Annotated in this window: 16 protein-coding genes; 5 read left to right on the plus strand and 11 right to left on the minus strand. The window is 35.3% G+C overall.

Annotation, left to right across the window (positions count from 1 at the left end):
- Positions 1–687 carry a tRNA (adenosine(37)-N6)-threonylcarbamoyltransferase complex dimerization subunit type 1 TsaB gene (tsaB, locus tag RBU60_RS05490; RefSeq protein ID WP_308863705.1) on the plus strand — a complete coding sequence of 229 codons (687 nt, stop codon included), beginning with the start codon at positions 1–3 and terminating at the stop codon, positions 685–687.
- A gap of 176 nt (positions 688–863) precedes the next feature.
- Here tsaB and RBU60_RS05495 read toward each other — a convergent pair whose 3' ends face one another.
- Both RBU60_RS05495 and RBU60_RS05500 read right to left on the minus strand, forming a co-directional pair.
- The gene (locus tag RBU60_RS05495) at positions 864–1694 is read right to left on the minus strand and encodes a mechanosensitive ion channel family protein (RefSeq protein ID WP_308863706.1); all 831 of its coding nucleotides are present in this window, start codon (positions 1692–1694) and stop codon (positions 864–866) included.
- A gap of 75 nt (positions 1695–1769) precedes the next feature.
- A complete protein-coding gene (locus RBU60_RS05500; protein ID WP_308863707.1) occupies positions 1770–3791 on the minus strand; it encodes a thioredoxin domain-containing protein in 2022 nt (673 codons plus the stop codon).
- Between the two features lie 292 nt (positions 3792–4083).
- Here RBU60_RS05500 and RBU60_RS05505 point away from each other — a divergent pair, with 292 nt between their 5' ends.
- Positions 4084–6348 carry an inorganic phosphate transporter gene (locus tag RBU60_RS05505; protein ID WP_308863709.1) on the plus strand — a complete coding sequence of 755 codons (2265 nt, stop codon included), beginning with the start codon at positions 4084–4086 and terminating at the stop codon, positions 6346–6348.
- A gap of 82 nt (positions 6349–6430) precedes the next feature.
- On the opposite strand, the gene RBU60_RS05510 is transcribed toward RBU60_RS05505, so the two are convergent.
- Positions 6431–7351 (minus strand): NifU family protein, encoded by a 921-nt coding sequence (locus RBU60_RS05510; RefSeq protein ID WP_308863711.1) that lies wholly within the window; start codon positions 7349–7351, stop codon positions 6431–6433.
- Positions 7352–7570: 219 nt separating this feature from the next.
- Between RBU60_RS05510 and RBU60_RS05515 the strand changes: the two genes are divergently transcribed.
- Complete coding sequence (locus RBU60_RS05515; RefSeq protein WP_308863712.1) at positions 7571–8590, plus strand: PorP/SprF family type IX secretion system membrane protein; 1020 nt, start codon at positions 7571–7573, stop codon at positions 8588–8590.
- Here RBU60_RS05515 and murI read toward each other — a convergent pair.
- The 8 genes from murI to RBU60_RS05555 form a co-directional block, all read right to left on the minus strand.
- Positions 8587–9387: a glutamate racemase gene (murI, locus tag RBU60_RS05520; protein WP_308863713.1), complete on the minus strand. Its 801-nt coding sequence runs from the start codon at positions 9385–9387 to the stop codon at positions 8587–8589. The two genes, RBU60_RS05515 and murI, sit on opposite strands and share 4 nt — an antisense overlap.
- Before the next feature lie 71 nt (positions 9388–9458).
- A complete protein-coding gene (locus RBU60_RS05525) occupies positions 9459–9974 on the minus strand; it encodes an OmpH family outer membrane protein (protein WP_308863714.1) in 516 nt (171 codons plus the stop codon).
- Between the two features lie 42 nt (positions 9975–10016).
- Complete coding sequence (locus RBU60_RS05530) at positions 10017–10793, minus strand: OmpH family outer membrane protein (RefSeq protein WP_308863715.1); 777 nt, start codon at positions 10791–10793, stop codon at positions 10017–10019.
- A 62-nt stretch (positions 10794–10855) separates the two neighbouring features.
- Entirely contained in the window at positions 10856–13423 is a 2568-nt protein-coding gene (locus RBU60_RS05535; RefSeq protein WP_308863716.1) for a BamA/OMP85 family outer membrane protein, read from the minus strand.
- 7 nt (positions 13424–13430) lie between these two features.
- The gene (locus tag RBU60_RS05540) at positions 13431–14171 is read right to left on the minus strand and encodes an isoprenyl transferase (RefSeq protein WP_308863717.1); all 741 of its coding nucleotides are present in this window, start codon (positions 14169–14171) and stop codon (positions 13431–13433) included.
- The gene (gene porG, locus RBU60_RS05545) at positions 14171–14863 is read right to left on the minus strand and encodes a type IX secretion system protein PorG (protein WP_308863718.1); all 693 of its coding nucleotides are present in this window, start codon (positions 14861–14863) and stop codon (positions 14171–14173) included. The genes RBU60_RS05540 and porG overlap by 1 nt, the downstream gene beginning before the upstream one ends.
- Positions 14864–14966: 103 nt before the next feature.
- The gene (locus RBU60_RS05550; protein WP_308863719.1) at positions 14967–15851 is read right to left on the minus strand and encodes an NAD kinase; all 885 of its coding nucleotides are present in this window, start codon (positions 15849–15851) and stop codon (positions 14967–14969) included.
- Positions 15848–16507, minus strand: a complete 660-nt coding sequence (locus tag RBU60_RS05555; protein WP_308863720.1) for an acetoin utilization protein acuB — start codon at positions 16505–16507, stop codon at positions 15848–15850. The genes RBU60_RS05550 and RBU60_RS05555 overlap by 4 nt, the downstream gene beginning before the upstream one ends.
- 89 nt (positions 16508–16596) lie before the next feature.
- Here RBU60_RS05555 and RBU60_RS05560 point away from each other — a divergent pair, with 89 nt between their 5' ends.
- Positions 16597–17310, plus strand: coding sequence for a pyridoxine 5'-phosphate synthase (locus RBU60_RS05560; protein WP_308863721.1), 714 nt, complete (start codon positions 16597–16599; stop codon positions 17308–17310).
- A 1-nt stretch (position 17311) separates the two neighbouring features.
- Positions 17312–18085: an alpha/beta fold hydrolase gene (locus RBU60_RS05565; protein WP_308863722.1), complete on the plus strand. Its 774-nt coding sequence runs from the start codon at positions 17312–17314 to the stop codon at positions 18083–18085.
- Positions 18086–18128 lie beyond the last annotated feature (43 nt).

The raw sequence follows: 18128 nt of genomic DNA on the forward strand, positions 1-18128 counted from the left end.
TTGGCTTTAATACTATTATTAGAAACGACCACCATCAATTGTTCTGTTGCTTTAGCAGAAGATGATAAGGTGATCGCGATAAAAGAAGATAAAACCCCAGGCTATTCTCATGCAGAGAAGCTCCATTTATTTATGGAAGCTGTTTTAGCAGAAGGGCAAAAAGAATTATTAGACCTAGATGCCGTTGCGGTAAGCAAAGGTCCAGGATCTTATACGGGATTAAGGATTGGCGTTTCAGCAGCAAAAGGCTTGTGCTACGCATTAAATATTCCTTTAATCGCAGTAGATACACTTACTTCTATTGCGCACCAATATCAATCTCTAAACTTTAGTAGCGGTTATGTCATTCCTGTCTTAGACGCTCGTAAAATGGAAGTCTATACTTCGGTTTTTGAGTTAAAGGGAGGGGCCTTAACCCCGCTTTCCAATGTAGAAGCTAAAATCATTGACGAAAATTCGTATGCAGAATTAAAAGCAAACCGACTTTTTGTAGGGGACGGGGTTCAGAAAATCGAAGATGAGATTCTGGATCAGGAGAATTCTATTTTTGTGCAAAGCCTTCCTTCTACTCAAGAGATGGCTAAAATAGCTTTTGATAAATACAAAATAAGCGACACTGAAGATGTCGCTTATTTTGAGCCTTTTTATTTAAAAGATTTTGTCATTAAGAAGAAAAAGAAAGCTTAAGAGTTTTCAGTTATTTTATGCTCATAAAAATGAGAATAGACTGAAAGTTAAAATAATCCTATTGGACTTACCGTAAAAAAAAGCCAAACTAAATGTTTGGCCTTTGAAATAAAACAAGAACCTCGGAGCAAGTCTATCTGCTAATATAGGCAGGCCCACGAGGTATGATTATAAAATTATTTTTCTTTATTAATGATATGAAGATCTCTTTGTGGGTAAGGGATACCAATTCCAGCAGCATCTAGTCTTACTTTAGCTTCTTCAATGGTGTACCAGTGACATCCCCAGAAGGTATCGTTAGAAGCCATAAACCTAAGTGATAGATTCACAGAGCTCTCTGCTAATTCGGTAATTACCACTTGTGGTTCCGGATCTTTATGAATATCTTCTTGCTCTTTCATTAAGTTTAATAAGATGTCTTTGGCTTCTTTAATGTTAGCATCATAAGAAATACCAATGCTAATCGCATCTTTTCGTTTTCCTTCTACTGTGTAGTTTACAATGTTGTTATTAGACAATTGTCCGTTAGGCACTACCGCCAATTGATTCCCAAAAGTATTAATGTGGGTGTAGAAGATAGAAATTTCTTTTACACTACCAGAAACTCCTTGAGCTTCAATCCAGTCTCCAATTTTAAAAGGTTTTAAAATAATAATAAGAACACCTCCCGCAAAATTGGCTAAAGAACCTTGTAATGCTAAACCTACAGCCAAACCTGCAGCACCAATAATGGCAACCAAACTAGTGGTTTCTATCCCCAGTTGAGTAATTGCGATAATAACTACCAAAATCTTTAAAACCCATCCCAGCATGCTAAGGATAAAGTTTTCTAGGGCAGCGTCATAATCTTTTTTCTCAAAGAACTTTTGAACGTAGCGTACAATAACTTTTGCAATCCACCATCCAATGATGAAAATGGCTATGGCAGCTACTAGATTAGGTAAAAAGTCAATTAATTTTTGGCCATATTGTTTGGCGTAAGTTTCAATGTTGTCTAGGTTTTCCATGTAAAATATTTTAACGCGGATAATAATGAGTTTTCTTTTCTATTAAAACTTTTCTTTGTTTAAGTTTTGTTAAAATTACTTGAATAAAATCTGATGAAGAACCTCTATATTCTTTTTAGTAGGTTTTTCGCAAGCTTGTTCTTTACATAAAAACATATAATCGCTGTTATCGCTTTCGCGGAAGTCTTTCTGGGAAAGATGAATAGGCATCTTAGGACTTAATAATACATTCGGAAGATATCTTTCTAAAAAATAAGATTTCTTGTCTTTGCATTTATCGCCAAAACTTAGGCTATAATAAGGATTTGTGTAGTTGAGGTAAGTATTCATCCATTCGCTATAATTAGCGGGAGTGCTTTTAAAAGAATCGGCGTAGGTATGAAGCATTTTTTTCGCCAGCTTAGAATAGGTTTCCTTCTCACTTAGTTTTCCTAGAATAAATAAGTTGTTACACATCACGGCATTAGAACTAGGAATCACATTGTCATGAACCTCAAAAAGACGGGTAAATAAATAGGTGTTGTCTTTAGGGGATAAATGGAATAGGTTTTTTTCTTCATTAAAAAATTCCGCGAAAGCGATACCTGTTAACTCCTCTGCTTTGGTAAGCCAAGTTTCTTCAAAGGTTACTTGATAAAGTTCTAGAAAGGCTTTTATTAAAAAAGCGTAATCTTCTAAAGTTCCTAAAATTTGCTTTTCACCGTTCACGTAATTTTTAAACAATTTCTTATCGTATAATTTCTCCCAGATTGCCCTAGCAGATTGTAAGGCCAAGTTGAGGTAATATTCGTCTGTGGTAGCTTGATAATAATTTATAAACGAAGAAATTGTGAGTGCATTCCAACTCGTTAAGCACTTGTGATCCAAAATTGGTAAAGGTCTTTTTAATCTTTCTTGTTGCAAGATTTGAAGACAGTGCGCTTCTTTTTGCTCTAGTTGTTCTTCGGTTAAATTATATTTCTCTAAAAGTTCTTTTGAGTTTTCAGTTTTAAAAAGTACATAGGCTCCATTCTCCCAATAACCTTTGTGATTGATATTAAATAAATCTGAAAAAAGAGGAAAGTCTTTCTTTAAAAGTTCTTGTAGCAAAGCTTTGTTCCATATGTAATAGGCGCCCTCTTCTTGCTCTCCCTTTTCATTCAGGCTATCGGCGTCATAGGAGGCGTAAAATAAATCTTCAGGGTTTCCTAACTCCTTCTCTATAAACCGAAGCGTTTTTTTGGCCGTTTCTTTAAACACGTCTTCGTTAAAAACTTGATAAGCTTTGGCATATAATGAAGCTAATTGGGCGTTGTCGTAAAGCATTTTTTCGAAATGGGGAATGTGCCATTTATCATCAACACTGTAACGAGAAAAGCCACCGCCCACCGCATCGTTAATTCCGCCTTGAGCGATTTTATAAAGAGTGAGCTTCACATAGTTTAAAACATTCTTATCATTCTCTTGAAAGCCGTACCGCAGCAAATATTGCAATTGATTAGGCATCATGAATTTGGGAGCACCTTTATCTCCGCCATTAGTCCAATCAAAATTTTGCGACCACTTTTGTACGGCTTCTTTTAGCGTTTCTTTTTTAAACAAGGTATTTTTTGGTTCTTCTATAAGTTGGGTAGAAAGAATGCCTTGCTCCAGTTTTTCGGCGTATTCTTCCATCTTTGCGGGATCTTTTTGATATAAATCTTTTAATTGATGCAATGCACTCAACCATTGTTTTTGTGGCAAGTACGTAGCTCCCCAAATGGGTTTTCCGTTAGGTAAAGCAATAATATTAAGCGGCCAGCCTCCTTGTCTGGTCATAATTTGTAAAGCGAGCATATAAAATTGATCTACATCTGGATGCTCTTCCCGATCTACTTTTATGGAGATAAAGTTTTCATTCATAAGATGGGCGACCTCCTGCTTTTCAAAAATTTCTTTTTCCATCACGTGGCACCAATGGCAAGCGGTGTATCCTATACTTATAATAAGAAGCTTGTCTTGTTTTTGGGCTTCTTTTAAAGTATTTTCACTCCAAATTTGCCAATGAATGGGATTGTTGGCGTGTTGTAGTAAATAAGGACTTGACTGGTTCTTAAGATTATTTTGCGCAAAATTCATTGGGTTGTATTATTTTAGTTATCTGTTATACCAATTATACCTCAAAATGAGCTATATAATTGAACATATTTTGTCAATTTCTGCGTTAAAAATACTCGGCATAGCTAAGGCTATGACTGCGTTTTTTGCCTTGAGCTTGAAAAAATATGTTTCCAAATCCAATGGCTAATTTTAAAATATAATTGGTATTATTAGAAATTTAATCTTGAAAGTTAATGTTTTGGTAACAATTAAAACACGAAAAGTAAACATGAAACATACATTTTTGCAAGTTCAGAACTAATACTCTTTTATGGAAACTACTTATATCGTAATGCTTACGATTTTATTTGCACTAGCAATAACAGATTTGGTTGTTGGAGTAAGTAATGATGCAGTAAATTTTTTGAATTCAGCTATTGGATCCAAAGCCATTTCTATAAAAACCATTATGATTGTGGCTAGTGTAGGAGTTGCAGTGGGAGCGATTTTTTCTAGTGGTTTAATGGAAGTCGCCCGAAAAGGTATTTTTGTTCCCGGCCAATTTTATTTTGACGAGATCATGATCATCTTTTTGGCTGTAATGATTACCGATGTCTTGCTGCTCGACTTTTTTAATTCCTTGGGATTACCCACATCAACCACCGTTTCTATCGTTTTTGAATTATTGGGAGCTGCAGTAAGTGTCGCGTGTATAAAACTATATCATATTGGCGAAGGTTATGAATTACTATCCAATTATATCAATACTTCTAAAGCTTTAGAGATTATCATTGGAATACTGCTCTCTGTCGTCATTGCTTTTAGCATCGGAGCCTTGGTTCAATACCTTTCTAGACTCGTATTTTCTTTTCAGTTCGAGAAGAAAGTAAAGTATGTAGGAGGTGTTTTTGGGGGGATTTCTATTACAGCAATCACCTATTTTATCTTTATAAAAGGGATGAAGAGTATTTCTTTTATTCCTACAGGCATAAAAGATTACGTAGATAACAATACCTTAATAATCATTTTAGGAAGTTTTGTAGTCTGGACCTTATTCTCTCAATTACTGATGAGTGTTTTTAAAGTTAATATTTTAAAGTCGATTATTCTTATTGGAACTTTCGCGTTGGCTTTGGCTTTCGCCGGAAATGATTTAGTTAACTTTATTGGAGTTCCTATTGCGGCTTGGCAATCTTTTGAATTATGGCAACAAGCTTATCTTTCTACAGGGATTCTTCCTTCTGAATTTACGATGGAAGGCTTAGCAGGAGCCGTACAAACACCAGAGCTCTTATTGATAATGGCAGGAGGGATCATGGTAGTTACCTTATGGTTTTCGAGCAAAGCACGAGCGGTGGTAGATACGGGAATTAACCTGGCAAGACAAGGAGATGGGGCAGAGCGCTTTCAGCCCAATACTTTATCTCGAGTTATTGTAAGGTATTCCGTTTATTTAGCGAATGGGATCTCTATAGTTTTACCTGCTTCGATAAAAAACAAGATTGATGAAAAATTTCAAAAACCAAAAGAATTAATCAATGACAGAAGAATTGATGCGCCAGCTTTTGATACTGTACGAGCTTCTGTCAATTTGGTAGTGGCCAGTATTCTTATCTCTATAGGTACCAACTTAAAACTGCCTTTATCTACTACCTATGTCACTTTTATGGTGGCTATGGGTACGTCTTTGGCAGATAGAGCTTGGGATAGAGAGAGCGCTGTATATAGAGTTGCAGGTGTGATTAATGTGATAGGAGGTTGGTTTGTAACCGCTATGGTTGCTTTTATTGCCGCAGCTATATTTGCCGCAGTTATCTGGTTTGGAGGAATGATTGCTATTGGTTTATTAGTTCTATTGGCCGTTAGTTTAATCTTAAGAAGTGCGATTTTACACAATAGAAAAGTAAAAGCCGAGAAGAATAAAAAGCGTTTTAATAGAAACGATATTATTACCATTAATGAGATTACGATGGAAACATCGCAAAACATTTCTAACGTCATAAAGGGAATCAATAAGCGCTACAGCAAAGTGATAGACCATTTGGGCTATCATGATTTAGGAAAACTTAAGAAGGATACTAAAAAGCTTAACGTTCTCGAAGATGAGGTAGATGAGTTAAAAGATAATGTATTCTATTTTATAAAGTCTCTAGAAGAAAACTCTGTAGAGGCAAGCAGGTTCTACATTCTCTTTTTAGATCACATACAGGACATTGTCGAATCGATTGCACAGATAACGAGATCTAGTTATAAGCACGTTAACAACAATCACAAGAATCTGAAATTTAATCAGATTAGAGATTTAAAGAGTATTGATAGGGACTTGCAAGTAGTTTTTGATGAGATTATAGAGACCTTTGATAGTCACTCTTTTGAGAATATCAATCAGATAATCGTTCAAAAACAAGCGCTTATTGAAAAGGTGTCAGAGCTGATACAAAAACAGATTACCCGTATTAGAACTTCGGAAACAAGTCCGAAAAATACCAAGCTATACTTCGGACTTCTATTAGAAACGAAAGATATGATTACTTCAACAATCAATCTATTGCAACTATTTGAGAGCTATTATGAAGATGCAAAACGAGAGTTCTAGTGTTTATATAATATCGTGTGAAACAAACAAAAGCCCCCAACTGGGAGCTTTTTTTGTTCTTTCAGAAGAATATAAGGGGTAATTATCCGTTAATAGCTTCTACCGTTTCTACTTTATCTTGAAGCATTTCTTTTAGCATATTTTCAATTCCGTTTTTAAGGGTAAGCGTAGAGGAAGGACATCCACTACAAGCACCTTGTAAAATTACTTTAACCGTTTTAGTCTTTTTATCATAAGACTCGAACATAATGTTTCCTCCATCACTAGCTACAGCAGGTTTTACGTACTCGTCTAAAATAGAAACAATCTCTTTAGAAGTCTCATCTAGGTGAGCTGTAGATGGTGTAGAGCTGTTAATCTGATTTGCAGAAACATCTTTTCGTGTTGCAGCCCCTGCCTCTTCTTCTAAAATTTCTTTTCCTTCTTCAATATAACTTCTTATAAACTCTCTTAGCTCAGAGGTGATATCATTCCATTCAGCGACATCGTATTTAGAAATAGAAACATAGTTTTGATCTAAAAATACTTCTTTAATAAAAGGAAAGTGAAATAAGGCTTTCGCTAACGGAGACTTAGAAGCCTCATCAATATTTTTAAATTCTATAGACTGTATAACCAATTTTTTATTGGCTATAAACTTCATCACTCTAGGATTAGGCGTACTTTCTGCATAGACCGTTGTTGGTGCTTTTTGAGGTTTTGTTGCTGGTTCTTTAAGTATCTGAACCCCTGAATTCAGGAGCTCTTCAAGCTGAATCCTTAATTCTTCCTGCACATCTTCCCAATCCACAATGTCAAATTTCTCTATCGCGACAAAATTTTGTGCTAAATAAACCGTTTTAACAAACGGAAGATGAAATAATTTTTGTGCTAAAGGTGATTTTGAAGCTTCATCAATATTCTTAAACTCATAGCTTTGATGGTTCACTAAAAACCGATCTGCCTCAAATTTTACAATAGATTTATTAGCTGTTGGCTTTATTTCTATAAGGTAATTACTCATAATCACAAATTTTAGACAAAAATACTAAAAGAAATACAATGAAATGAATATATTTACGGCTTATATTGAGAAAGGAAGTTTTAACAAAGCCCTTGAAAAGTACTGTTTTCTATGGTAATGGAGATGTTTTTGTTAAAGAAGTCATAAATATTTATGACTATAAATTTTTTACTTTTTCTCATTTTGTTTTAATTTGGCGAGATAATACCCTAATAAAATATGAAATCTATCAAAACCTACTTGTTTTTGGCAATTATTACCCTACCATTTTTGTCCCAAGCCCAAGAACGTGGAATCCCTATTTATTCAGATTATTTAACTGATAACCTTTATCTAGTACACCCCTCTATGGCTGGTGCAGGTATTAGAAGTAAAATTCGCCTTACTGGAAGAAGACAATGGTTTGATGTCGACGATGCTCCCTCTCTAGAGACTTTAAGTTTAAATGGACGAGTAGGAGAGAATATTGGGATTGGTGGTATCTTATACAACGACAGTAATGGTCGTTTCTCTCAACAAGGAGTTTACGCAACTTTTGCTTATCATATTTTATTATCTAGAGACCGAGTAGATTTAAATCAATTATCTTTTGGTCTAAATGTGGGGGTTCTTCAAGAAAAATTAGATGAAAGTGATCTTATAGGGGGAACTAATCCTAATGACCCTATTATTTCTGGAGCAGAGCAACAGGATTCTTACTTTAATGTAGATTTTGGGATGTCTTACTACTTCTTAGAGTTCTATTCACACTTTACTGTAAAGAATTTAATTCCGCAGAAGCGAGATATTTTTTCAGAAGACTTTGAAACCGATAACCAAAGACAATATTTACTTTCTTTAGGATATGTTATTGCTCCTTATAATTCTAAATGGTCATATGAACCTTCAGTTCTTTTTCAAATGAAAGAAGAAACTTCAGAAGCAGCAATCGATGCTAACTTTAAAGTGTATAGAAGCTTTGATTTTGGGCAGTTATGGGGAGGTCTTTCGTATAGAAGGAGTCTGGATGGTGCCGAATATACCACTGATGGTCTAGCAAGTGTAGAAAGTCAAAAATTACAATACTTATCTCCGTTCTTAGGTATGAATTATAAGGATTTTATGTTTGCTTATACATACACGTATCAAGCAAATTCTGTAGTGTTAACTAACTCTGGTTTTCATCAAATTACATTAGGTTATACTTTTGGAAACAATAAAGAGCCATACCACTGTAATTGTCCTGCAATTAATTACTAAAAATCTAAGTAAGAAACTTCTAGTTTTTCACGCTGATCTTTGTTAACTAGATAATTCAGCACGTTGGGGTTTTGATTAGAATAAAATATAGAGGCTTTTTTAGGCCCGTTATAAAGCAGTTTTGCAGTTTGTAAAACTGTTTTTGTTTGTTTAGCCACGGCCTCTCCAGAGTCTATAATTCTCACTGGTGAAGGTAAGATTTCTTTAATTAAAGGGATTAAATAGGGATAGTGGCTACATCCCAACACCAAATAATCGATTCCTTTTACCAACATAGGTTGCAGCAATCTTACTAGTAAGTCTCTAGTTTGCTGGGAACCTAGTTTGCCTTTTTCTATAAGAGGAACCAAACCTTTTCCAATCACTTCAATCACTTCAATATCTTTAGTAAATAGCTCTGATGTTTTGGTGAATAGTTCACTCGTTAAAGTGCCCTGAGTGGCTAGAATCCCAATAACCTTCGTAGTACTTTGAAGCGCTGCTGGCTTAATGGCGGGCTCTATCCCTATAATAGGAACTTTAAATGTGGACCTTAATTCTATAATGGCATTGGTAGTTGCCGTATTGCAGGCTACAACAATTATCTTTGCGCCACGGTCTAAAAGAAACTGTGTGTTTTTAAACGACAAATCACGAATCTCCGACTTAGATTTAGCGCCGTAAGGAGCGTTCTTGCTATCTGCTAGATATATTACTTGTTCGTTTGGTAAAAGCTGTTGTACAGCTTTAAAAATAGAAGTGCCGCCAACGCCAGAGTCAAACATTCCAATAGGAGAAGATTTTGTTATGATTTTCATATAGGAGTAAAAATAAAAAAGCGTTTCTAATTTAGAAACGCTTTTTAAGTATTTTATGAAAAAAGATAAGATTAGATTCCCAACTCTTTCTTTACATCGCTTGCTAAATCATAACCATCTGCTAATAAAACACCACCGGCTCCAGTAGTTGAGTCTAATACGTAATCATAACCTTTAGCTCTTGCTACTTTTTGAATAGCAGTTCTTGCTTTTTCATAAACAGGTCTTAATAATTCTGTTTCTTTCTTTTGCAATTCTTGTTGAGCATTTTTCTGAAACTGAACAATCTTCTCCTGCGTAGATTGTAATTCTCTAGCTCTTGAAGCGTTTTCTTCTTCAGTTTTTGAAGTTGCTTCTGCTTGGTAACGTTGATTCTTGTTTTGAGCTTCCTTTAATAAATCTTCAATGTCTGCGGTATATGTTTTTTCTAACTTTTCTAATTGTGACATAGCAGATTGGTATGCGGGCATAGACTCTATAAGTTCTTGTGTGCCTACATGGGCAACTTTAGAACTTTGAGCATTGGTAAACGCAATTGCACCTAACATAAATGATGCGGCTATTAAAACGGTTTTAAATTGTTTCATCTTTTTTAAATTAATTGTTTATTACTTAATTGATATTTGTTATTAATTATTTCTTGCTTTTTCTATACTATCTCTTCTTCGGTTTCTGTCTTCAAGTAACTTTCTTCTTCTTTCATCGTATTCTGCTTGTCTTGCAGCTCTAGCAGAATCTCTTTTTCTTTGGCGGTCCTCAAGTAAAGCTTCCCTTTCGTTTACTTTAATTTGTCTCTCCCGGTCTCTTTTAGCTTCTTCTGCAGCATCTTTTTTGGCTCCTTCTACAGATTTGTATTGATCGTCTTTATCTACTGCCACTTCATTAGCTCTATTTTCATTATCTGTTTTCCTTGAAGTTCGTTCAATCATAGATAATACTTGGTCGCTAATGTCGTGTCTGTTTGCAGAAAATAACATTAAAGCTTCCGCGGAATTTTCAAAAATAAAATCATACTCTCGTTTTTTTCCGATTTCTTGTACTGCATTAAAAACTTGATCTTGCACCGGTTGAACCAATTGTCTCTTTTGAACTAGCAAATCTCCTTGGGCTCCAAATCTTTCATTTTGATACTCCTGTACTTTCTTCTCTTCAAAAGAAATTTCTTCCTCCCTTTCTTCAATAAGCTCCTTGGTTAATAAAGCTCTTTCATTTTCTAGATTCTGCTTCATGTCATCTACTTCCGTCATCATCAATTCGATTTCGGACTTCCATTTTTGGACTTTAGTATCTAATTGTTGATTGGCTTGTTGATATTCAGGAATACTTTTTAAAATATAATCCATATCAATGTAAGCAATCTTGATTCCTCGTTGGGCATTCATTTGAAAGCCGAATGCTACAGTCATAATAAGAAGTAAAATATTTTTTTTCATCATCTCAAGTTCATATTAGAAAATATCGTGCCAATTTAGAATTGTTGCCCAATAATAAAATGAGGCTCCCAACCGCTAGGTCCATTATTGGTGCCCGGGATAGGATCAAATCCATAACCAAAATCAATACCAAGAAGTCCAAAGGCAGGCATAAATATACGTAATCCTACACCAGCAGACCTGCTTAATTGAAAAGGGTTAAAATCTTTAAAGCCATCATAACTTGCTCCCCCTTCAACAAAAGCTAAGGTGTAAATCGAAGCGGAAGGTTTTAAAGTAATCGGGTATCTTAACTCTAGAGAATATTTATTGTAAATAGTAGCTCCATCATTTCTAGATAAATTAGAATCATTTCCTCTATCTCTAGGGATTAAAGATTGGTTAGGATAACCTCTAAGAGCAATATTTTCTCTTCCGTCAAGGCTATATCCTCCTAAACCATCTCCTCCTAAGTAGAACCTCTCAAAAGGAGGGATTCCACGTTCATTGTCATAAGCTCCTAAGAATCCATATTCAGTGGAAGCTTTAAGTACTAATTTACCAATTAATTTATTATACCAAGTCCCATTAAATTTAACTTTATAATACTCCAGCAATTTAAACCGCTCTTGATCTATTTTAGCAACATCTGCTTCTCCGTTAGTTTGATACTTAGGATCGTTTCCTAACTCCCCATAATCTACTCCATTCCAAGCAGAATATGGCGGAGTGAATTTTGCTGTAAGGCTAAATTTAGATCCTCCCATAGGGAAAACTGGGTTGGTGTAGGTGTTGTCTCTACTTATTCCTAATGTAAGTGCAAGGTTGTTGGCATATCCATCAGGGAATGTAAATAAACCAATATTATAATTTTTTAAGTTATAGTGTTGAAAACTTAATGCTGCAGAAGCGGTAAAGTAATCATCTGGAATGGTTAATCTTTTTGCCAAACCAATAGAACCTCCTGTGATTAAGAATCTTCTGTTTCTATCAGCTTCTCTTTCAAAGGCATCGTAAAAATATTGAACAGTGTGAGAGAAAGAAGTCGTTAAACGAATGGGTTTTTTACCTCCTAGCCAAGGCTCTGAGAATGACAAGCTATAAGTTTGATAGAAACTTGCCGCTTGCGCTCTTAAAGATAAAGTTTGTCCGTCTCCCATTGGTAATGGTTTGTAAGCATCTTTATCTAAAATCCCTTTTAAGGAGAAGTTGTTAAAAGAAAGACCTAAGGTTCCTACAAAACCTCCACCTCCGTATCCTCCTTGGAGTTCTACTTGGCTGGCACCGCTTTCTACTACTTTATAATCTAGATCTACTGTAGCATCTGCAGGGTTCACCTTAAAGTCTGGTGAAAGTTGCTCTGCATCAAAAAATCCAGTTGCACCTAGTTCTCTTACGGTTCTAACTACATCTTGTTTGCTGTATTTTTGACCTGGTCTTGTTCTTATGTTTCTGTAAATAACGTGGTCATTTGTCTTATCATTTCCAGTCACACTAATTCTATCAAAGTAAGCGATTTTGCCTTCTCTAACGCGAATTTCAAAATCGATAGTGTCGTTGTATATTTTTGTTTCTACAGGGCTAATTTGCGCAAATAAATATCCGTTGTTTTGGTATAGGTTGGTTAGATCTTGGGCGTCAGGCTGAGTTTCATCGCTAATTTTCTTCTCTAGTAAAGTTCCGTTATATACGTCACCTTTAGAGATTCCTAAAACATTTCTAAGATGATTGTCAGAATATACACTATTTCCTAAAAAACTAATGTCTCCAAAATAGTATTTTTCACCTTCTTCCAAGTTGATGGTAAGCTCAACATCTTTCTCATTTAATTTAATCATCGTGTCAGAAACGATTCTCGCATCTCGATAACCTTTAGACTTGTATTTATCTACGATTTTTTCTTTACTTAAGTCATATTCATCTTGAATATACTTAGATCTTTTCCAGAATCTGAAAAAGTTTTTTTGCTTCGTTTTCATTTGGCGACGAACTTTAGCGTCGGTAAAGACTTCGTTGCCATTAATATTAATGTTGGCTACTTTTACTTTTTCTCCCCGATCTATTCTTAAGATCATATCTACTTGCTCGGCTTCAGAAACATTGGCGGTATCTTTTACCGTATTGGTTCTAATGTCAACACTTGCATTAAGATAACCATCTAAAGCATAGGTGTTTTTAATAGTATTTCGGGTGGTGGTGATTAAGTTTTCAGTCACCTTAGAACCTGCTTTTAAATCATTCTCCTTAATAATCTTAGCTCTTTTCTTTTTCTTTTTAAGACCAACAATTTCTACCTCATTAAGTTCTGGCACTTCTACGATTTCTAATTCTAAATCGGCTACATTACCTTCTACGTTGGTGACGTATAGGTTAATGTCGCTAAATAGACCTAAATCCCAAAGTTTTTTAATGATATTACTTATTCTGTCTCCAGGAATAAAGATTTCCTCTCCAGATTTAAGTCCCATAAAAGCAATTACTGTTTGCTCATTGTAGTTTTGACTACCTACAACACTAATTTCGCCAACGGTATATTTTTTACCATTAGCAATAGCTATATCTTGAGCCTGAATAGGGTTAAATGCGAATACGCAAATTATTAAAAGTAATAGTTTCTTTAACATCAATATATTAATTGATTTGTTCACTGGTTTTTCCAAATCTTCGTTCTCTGTTTTGATAATTTAGTATTGCTTCTAATAAGTCTTCTTTGCGGAAATCTGGCCACAGTACTTCTGTAAAGTAGAGTTCCGCGTAAGCGATTTGCCACAACAAGAAATTGCTAATGCGTTGTTCCCCACTAGTTCTGATTAATAAATCTACATCGGGTAGATTATGGGTGTATAAATGCTGCTGAACAACATTTTCATCGATTTGCGTAACGTCAATTTCTTGGTTTGAAACCTTCTCGCTTATTTTTTTGATCACACTTAAAAGTTCTTCTCTAGAACCGTAGCTTAGTGCCAGCGTTAAGGTCATTAAATTATTGTTGGAAGTTTTTTCAATTACTTCTTCTAATTCTTTTCTTGCTTTCTTGGGCAGGTTATCTAAACAACCAATAGCATTAAGCTTTATATTATTGTCCATTAAAGTCTTAATTTCTTTCTTAAGGGAAGAAACCAATAACTTCATAAGGGTTTTTACTTCTAATTTTGGACGGTTCCAATTTTCTGTAGAGAACGCAAAGAGCGTTAGATTTTTAATACCTAGTTCTGCACAAGACTCTACGGTTTCACGTACGGCAACAGTTCCTTTTTCATGACCTACAGCGCGTAAAAAGCCTTGTTTTTTCGCCCACCTACCATTACCATCCATAATAATGGAGATATGCTTAGGTAACTGGTCTTTATTTAGTTTTTCTTTCAAATTCATTAAAAAACGCAATAACAAGGTTTTCGGCCAAAGGTATAGGTTAAGGTTATACCTACAAACATATACCAGTCATTTGTGTTGGGATTACCAAATGAGGGATAGGCGTCACCACCATCAAATTCTTCTGGATTACTTCCGTCAAGGTTATCTGTAAACGTATAACGGGCGCCCGCTTCGAGCCCTAAAACCCAATTGGTGTTGAGTGTTCCTTTTACTCCTAAAACCATAGGAATGGCTGCTGTTATTTTATTGTCGCCAGGAACAATACGATTTTTTCTATTAATGTATTGATCTTCTGTGAAAATCCCTGTTAATCCTGTATAAAGATAGGGGGTGAACTGGGGTTGAAGATTGTGGAGATTCCATTCCCAAAACGTGTATTCGATTCCTAAAGAGGCTTCAGTAAGTTCATTTTTAAAAGAATATCCTCTTTCTTGTCTCCTGTTTTCGCTCGCATTTTTATCATCTGCTTCTAGAGTAGTATGAAGTATAGAAAGTCTAAAAGAATGTCTTTTGCTTCTATTCCATTTAAAGATACCTCCTGCCACTAAGCTTTTTGGAGCTATGTAGTTGGTAGATCCTACGTCACCAATGTAGTTAGCGCCTCCAATGTAAGGGCCAATTTCATAGGTTTGAGAATGTATATTTTTAACACACATAAATATGGTTATCACAGCAATTAAATACTTCATAGATTTTCAAAAGTTTGCAAATATATGAATTAAGTTTTCTCTAACTTAATTTATATGATTTTTGTACCTCTATGATTAACAAATTATACTCGCTTTTATTGTTTTAGTTTCTTTTATCTTCTCCCCAAAGTAATTTTTGCCTTAGGGTTTTGATAAAACTATCTTCATTTAGTAGAACCAAACCTATAGTAAAGGGCGCCTTCTTAATGGTAATTGTAGTGTCGTTATCAAGACTTGTTAATCTGGAGTCTAGAGAAACCAAAAACATATTTTCCCTTCCGGTTACTTTTAGAGTTAACTCCGTGTCGTCTGGAATCATTAAAGGTCTTGCATTTAAATTATGAGGGGCAATAGGTGTAATGGCTAAAGCATTGGTTTCGGGATCTATAATAGGTCCGCCACAACTTAGAGAATACCCTGTAGAGCCTGTGGGAGTAGAGACTATGAGTCCGTCTGCCCAATACGCATTTAGGTATTTTCCGTTAAGCCATGTTTCAATGGTAATCATCGAAGTCGTATTTTTTCTACTAATCGCAACCTCATTTAAAGCAAAGTTCATATCTGAAAGACCTTCGTTTTCTGGCGATGTTGCAATGGTGATCAATGCTCTTTTAGAAATGGAGTATTTTTTTTCTTTTAATGCCAACACCATGGCTTTGATATTTTCTTTTTGAATGGTAGCTAAAAAACCTAATCTTCCTGTATTAATCCCTACAATAGGAATGTCTAGGTCTCGTACATAGTTGATACTCTTTAAGATAGTCCCGTCTCCGCCAATGCTAAAAAATAATTGGTAAGACCTATCGAGTTTAGTGAAGGTGGCAAAATTGTTGTATTGTTTGTCAATGCTGCTATTCTCATTAATGATAGTGAGAAAATTTTCTTCGATCTCTATTTCTATATCTTGTGATTCTAGAGCGTCTAAAAGCTCTTGGATATACTGACCAGAATTTTTATGATAAAATTGTCCGTAAATTGCTACTTTCATATATTCAGGTATTTGTCTAGATAGTCAGACCTTTCTTGTAAATTTTTCGTGTATGCGTCTTCTTCATGGGAGCTTAAAATAGTGTACCCATAGCGTCTTAAGGTTTGAATGAGGTCATTTATTCCCGCAAGATTTACTTTGATGGTGATTTCGGCTACATCGTTTTCAATTTTGCTCACAAAAGCACCCAATAGTTTATTATTGGAAGATTCCACAATCTGACTAATCTCACTAAAAGAGTATTCCGTAAAGTTTTTTCCTACCACCAAAATTGCACCATTTTCTTTTAAGAATGGAGTGTCGTTAAAAAAGGACATAATGTCTCCTAATTCTACATAGCCAAGATACTTGTTAGATTCCTGATCTAACACCGGAATAAGATTCGCGTTATTGACACTAAAATTCTTTAAAATATCCAACCAATTGTCTGTATTTCGAACAAAAAATCGCTCTAAAGCATACTGGTAATCTTTTAGCGTTTTATCGTTTTCAAAGCACCTTAAGTCATTTTCACTGATAGAACCTATAAAAATCCCGTCTTTTTCTACCGGAACATGAGTGTACGTAAGTTCATTAAAAAGCTTTTTCAAACTTGCTATGGACTGATTTACAGACTGTATCTCTATATCATTAATAATATAATTGGACAATAGCATATACTGCGTGTTTTTTACTGCAAATTAATTAAATTATACCACATGAAAGAATGACAACTTTGTATTTTTGTAAAGCAAAAGATAAATCTATGACAAAGCTAAGTGTAAATATTAATAAAATCGCCACCTTAAGAAATGCTCGTGGCGGAAATATGCCCAATGTGGTAAAGGCAGCTCAAGACATTGAGGGTTATGGCGGACAAGGAATTACGGTTCATCCAAGACCAGATGAACGACACATTACCTACCAAGATGTGAGCGATTTACAGCCTATCGTAAAGACCGAATTTAATATAGAGGGCAATCCCGTACCTAAATTTATAGATTTGGTGCTTCAAAACAAACCGACTCAAGTCACGTTGGTGCCAGATTCTGTAGATGCGATTACCTCTAATGCAGGTTGGGATACAGTGAGACACAAAGATTTTTTAAAGGAGGTGATTACTGAATTTAAAAATAATGGCATTCGTACTTCTATTTTTGTAGATTCAAATTTAGAGATAATCAAACACACGGTAGCCACGGGCGCAGATAGAATAGAATTGTATACCGAAGATTTTGCTAGCGCGTATGAAAAAGGAGATGAAGATGCCATTAAGCCTTATATCGCTTGCGCGGAATTAGCCAACGAATTAGGACTTGGTATTAATGCCGGCCACGACTTGTCCTTACACAACATTGAATTTTTCAAAAAAAACATTCCGGGTTTACTGGAAGTATCTATAGGACATGCGCTTATCGCGGAATCTCTGTATGAAGGCTTAGAAGTAGTGATTAACAAATACCTAAAACGACTTCAGTAATATGAAATTATATTCAAAGATAATAGGTAAAGGAAAACCCTTTATCATTCTGCACGGTTTTTTAGGAATGGGTGATAACTGGAAAACCTTGGGGAAGGAGTTTTCAGAAAAAGGATTTGAAGTTCATCTGGTAGACCAAAGAAATCACGGCCGTAGTCCGCATACCGAAGATTTTAGCTACGAGTTGATGGCAAAAGATATCAAGGAGTATTGTGAAGATAAAAACTTAGAAGACATTGTGTTGCTGGGTCACTCTATGGGAGGAAAAACGGCGATGAAAGTTGCGACGAGCTATCCAGATTTGGTTCACAGCCTCATTGTGGTTGATATAGCGCCCAAATATTACGAGCCACACCACCAAGCTATTTTGGAGGGCTTAACCATGTTACAAAACGCAGACTTAGACTCTAGAGGTTTGGCCGATGAAAAGTTAGAAGAGTACATTCCAGAGTGGGGAGTGAGGCAGTTTTTGCTTAAAAACCTCTATTGGAAAGAAAAAGGAAAGCTAGCACTTCGAATGAATCTTGATGTTTTAAAAGAAAAAGTAGAAAGCGTAGGAAAAGCCTTGAATGAGGAAGATACTTTCGCAAAAGATACCTTATTTGTAAGTGGTGGCAATTCCAATTACATCCGTAAAGAAGACCGTGAGCTTATCAAGGCACATTTCCCTAAGAGCAATACGGTGACGATTAAAGGCGCGGGACATTGGGTGCACGCAGAGAAGTCAGATGATTTCTTTCAGATTGTTATGATATTTATTGATAAATTCTCATAAATTTACTATGCCTGCATAATATTTATCAAAAAGGCTTGGCTAT

The sequence above is a fragment of the Mesonia profundi genome (assembly GCF_031085155.1).
Lineage (GTDB): Bacteria > Bacteroidota > Bacteroidia > Flavobacteriales > Flavobacteriaceae > Mesonia > Mesonia profundi.